Annotated in this window: 3 protein-coding genes; 1 reads left to right on the forward strand and 2 read right to left on the reverse strand. The window is 42.7% G+C overall.

The window, feature by feature from the left end; all coding sequences use genetic code 11:
* Positions 1-577 (reverse strand): DUF1338 domain-containing protein (locus WBA23_RS24130; protein ID WP_424584837.1); only part of this gene is annotated, 577 nt, incomplete at its 3' end.
* Between the two features lie 158 nt (positions 578-735).
* Between WBA23_RS24130 and WBA23_RS24135 the strand changes: the two genes are divergently transcribed.
* Complete coding sequence (locus tag WBA23_RS24135; RefSeq protein ID WP_424584838.1) at positions 736-2,652, forward strand: ATP-binding protein; 1,917 nt, start codon at positions 736-738, stop codon at positions 2,650-2,652.
* Here WBA23_RS24135 and WBA23_RS24140 read toward each other — a convergent pair.
* Positions 2,609-3,955: a saccharopine dehydrogenase C-terminal domain-containing protein gene (locus WBA23_RS24140; RefSeq protein ID WP_424584839.1), complete on the reverse strand. Its 1,347-nt coding sequence runs from the start codon at positions 3,953-3,955 to the stop codon at positions 2,609-2,611. The two genes, WBA23_RS24135 and WBA23_RS24140, sit on opposite strands and share 44 nt — an antisense overlap.
* Positions 3,956-4,102: the final 147 nt, after the last annotated feature.

Raw genomic sequence — 4,102 nt, forward strand, 5'->3', positions numbered from 1 at the left:
TGAAGCCATTTTGATTAATAAATTCATTCACCTGCCGGATGTCATCGAAGCTACTCAGCGCTTTAACAAATACCGTGAAGTGATTCGGCCGGTAGCCATGCGCTGCCATCCAGGCGGCGTACTCGCTTTTTTTCTGAAGCTGCTCATACACTTCGTAGCTCACTTCCCAAGGCCGACCATTAGAGCAGAAATCAAACTGCTGAGTAACGTAATCCGGTACCTGATCAACTAACTGATTTACTGCATTCTGTACATCTTCATCGAGTTCTTCTAGTTTCAGTTCGCTAATAAAAATTTTAGGCATCTGGGCATCAGTATGCTCAAAATGTTTAGCGTAAAGCTTCTTCTCAGTAAACTGATAGTCCTGCCGGTATTCGTAGCCACCTTCAAGAAAGGGGCGGGATATTACGTCTATCGAAACCTTGGGGTGATTGAACGTACGAAAGGCAATGTGATCGTTTTGGACCTGATCGCCTCGCTCCAGAAATAGCTTATAAATTTTTAGTGCCTGCGGATTCATGGTGGTATAATCCGTCCACATCCTATCAAGCAAATTGGGCAACGTTGTAGTTGGCATATTTAAAAATATTAAGTGAAACATAAGACAATGATACATAGGTAAGTAAACGAAACGATAACCACAATCTACCGGCTAATGATTAGTTATTTTTGAACCATTTCCTTGAAGCACACACCAACTAACCGATCCGATATTTTTGAATCTGTCAATTAGCCATGAGCATTAGAAAGCATATTCTCTCAGCCTTAATTTTTGTACTTGCTCTAACGTTTGTTTCGTTCGGTACGTCTATTTATTATCTGCAACGGATTGGTTCAACGTCAACCCAAATACTTCAAGAAGATTATCAGACGGTGAAAGCCGCTGAGGAGTTAATTATCTCGTTGGCTAAAATAGATCGCGCCCTATTTATGTTTTGTCTGGATAGTGTTGCTTCAACTGAAGAAGCCGTATTAAAGAAAGTGATCCGTAGCGAGAAGGAAGTTGCGCTCGGCTACCTGGCTATAATTCAGAAAAACACGCAAAACAGTGATGCCGATAGCCTTTATCAATCGCTGGAAACAAGCCGTCAACAATACGAACGCAACTTAAACCAAGTGGCTACTGCATCTGACCGAGGTGAGTTATACTTGAGTTTGCTGCGCTGGCAAAACGAAATATTTCGTTCTAGCTGCTCTAAAATAGTTGATTATAGTCACCAACAGCTAAAAAAGAAAAATCAATCGCTCCAGAATTTGTACCTGAAGGCAAAAATTAACACTTTTTTAGCAAGCATCTTGGTTCTGCTGGCGGTGGCAGTGGTGATGGATAAAATTCCTGACCGGGTTATTCGTCCCATCTCAGAACTTACTAATAAAGTTAATCAACTTGTGCAAGGTAAAGGTAGTGCTACTGAGAAGGATCTAGCACTAACCGATAACACTGATTTGAAGGAGTTAGCATCTTCAATTAACTTAGCGGGGCAGCGGCTGAAAGAGACTGAAGAGAAATTCTGGCTGATTACCGAAAATCTGTACGACATTATTTTCTTTTGCACTTCCAACGAGAAAATATTCTATACTACCCCATCTATTGAACGCGTGTTAGGATACGATCCTGACGAAATGATTGGTCAGGGCGTAAAGGCATTATTGCACCCCAAAGATGCCGCGCGCTTGGGGCAAGGCATTCAGGCTCCTACTGAAATACAGGTTAAAACAAAGGAAGGGGAGTATCTATGGTTAGAAGTAAACCAAACGTTACACCAAAGTGAAGCAGGGGAAACACTGTACGCTCAGTATACCGCTCGAGATATTAACGAACGAAAAAAGGCGGAAGAAAGAATCAAACAAGCATTGATTAGTGAGAAGGCATTGAATGACGAATTAACTAAAGCTAATGACGAATTAGATAAGCTGGTATATAGTGCCTCGCACAATTTGCGTTCCCCTCTCACATCCATTTTTGGCCTGGTTTCATTACTCCGGTTCGCTACTCGTAAAGCCGAGCGTACCGATCTTATTAATCAGGTAGAAGTAAGTGCGTACAAATTAGACGAAACGGTAAAAGATATTATTGAGTACTCTCGCAATACCCGAATAGCGATTGAAGTGGCGCTTATTAATTTTGAAGAACTTATTGTAGAGGCCATTCGTGACTTACACTATCTACAGCCGGAAGAGCGGCCCGTTACTATTAGTTACGAGATTGCACCCAACCTACGCTGTTATTCCGACACTAAACGAGCTAAGATTATATTTCTCAGTATAATATCAAATGCTATTAAGTACCATGATGCCGAAAAAACAGCGCTCACACTGCATATAGCTGTAACTAGAAAAGGAAAGAAGACTGTTGCCACTTTCACCGATAATGGAATTGGTATTGAAGATCATCTGCAAGCTAAAGTCTTTGACATGTTCTATCGGGCCAGTGAACAAACTGGAGGAGCAGGCTTAGGTTTATACATTGCCCGGAGCACTTCTGAAAAGATTGGGGGAACTTTATCACTCCAATCAAAGCTAGGCAAAGGAACCACCATTACAGTAGCAATTCCGAATTTAAAGCTAGAAAAGTTATCCGAAGAGAAGTCTGACCAGTTTGTCTCGCCTACAAAACCGGAGTCAGTGGATGAGCCATCTCCTGAAAGTTGACTCCAAATTTTTGTAGTTCCTGTAAAATGGGTTCGTATATTTCCCGATGGATAGGAATAAGCAGACCACGTCGCGTTACTTGCTCATTTAAAATTAACTTAGCGGCAATTCCAAGCGGATACCCTACCGTTTTTGCCATTCCCGAAAGTCGGTCTAACTGCCCAGTTACCACCAAAGACGAAGTAGATAAATGATCTTCGCCCTGTAGTTGGTATCCGATCAAATGTTGCATCACAATCATGTCTTCATCCTGTAGTTGGGTCTGCCACTTTTCTTCCAGCAGTTTTTGTAGTACATCGGCTGGTGAAGCTTTCTTCATACCAATAGGCTTCTCATCCAACAATCCTAACCACATAATGCGCTCCATTAATTCGGAGGTAACATCGGTACCAATGTAGCGACTGAAGTTAGTCACTAAATCGTCTTCGCTGTACGGTAAGTAAGCCCGTACAAAATCAGCGTAGGTCATATTCCCTAGATTCCATACCTCGTAGCTATCATCGGTCAAACCCAATTGAACAAATGCATTCCAGGCGGCGCAAAACCCGGGGCGACGCAACGTTCCCCGTAAAATAGTCTCAGCTTTGTGAATGCCGTATAGGTCGCGGTACTTCAGCGAATCACGATTGGGGTACGACTCAAACCGCCCGTAGCCGGGTACTTCTACCGCACTTATCCGGCTAAATACGTGGTGATGAGGGATGTTTTTATGGCGTCCCCTGAATAGGTACTGCGCGGTGCCGAATTTTCCGGCTAATACTACATTGCGCGGGTTCCAGGTAAACTTATATCGCCAAGGATTATTATCTGAGCCCGGCGCCATTAGTCCACCGCAGGAAGACTGAAAGGAAGTTATAGTGCCGCCTTGCGATTTCACTTCGTCAATAATTTTCATAGCCGACATATGGTCTAAACCTGGGTCAAGACCACATTCGTACAAAAATGTCAAATCATTACTTTTTATATCGGCTTGTAACTCTTTTACATCATTGCTCACATAAGAGGCCGTAATTAAATGCTTCCGTAGGGCCAAACAAGAATGTACTACGTGAATATGAAAGCGCGCTGGTAGCATCGATATTACCAGATCAGCCGTTCCGATAATATGATTGCGGGCTTCCTCATCAAGCACATCAATCTGCTGAGTCTCAATAGTAGGATATTGTTGTTTAAGAATAGCAACCGTTGGTTCCGAAGCGTCAGCTACAATCACTTGCCAATCATACTGCTGACTCTGCTCACATAAATACTGAATAAGGGCGGTGGCCGAGCGCCCAGCTCCCAAAATGAGTAATTGTTTCATATACAGTCTGTCTTTTCAAGAATAACGTTGAGATCGCGCTCTTCCTTGCAAATATGTACGATTTATCCGAAGATTAAACTAATCTTCGTCTCCATTATTTTTTTCAGAAAGCGCGTACCAATTAACCTGACGCGACAGGTACATTAC

The organism is Tunicatimonas sp. (assembly GCF_049647865.1).
Taxonomy (GTDB): domain Bacteria; phylum Bacteroidota; class Bacteroidia; order Cytophagales; family Cyclobacteriaceae; genus Tunicatimonas.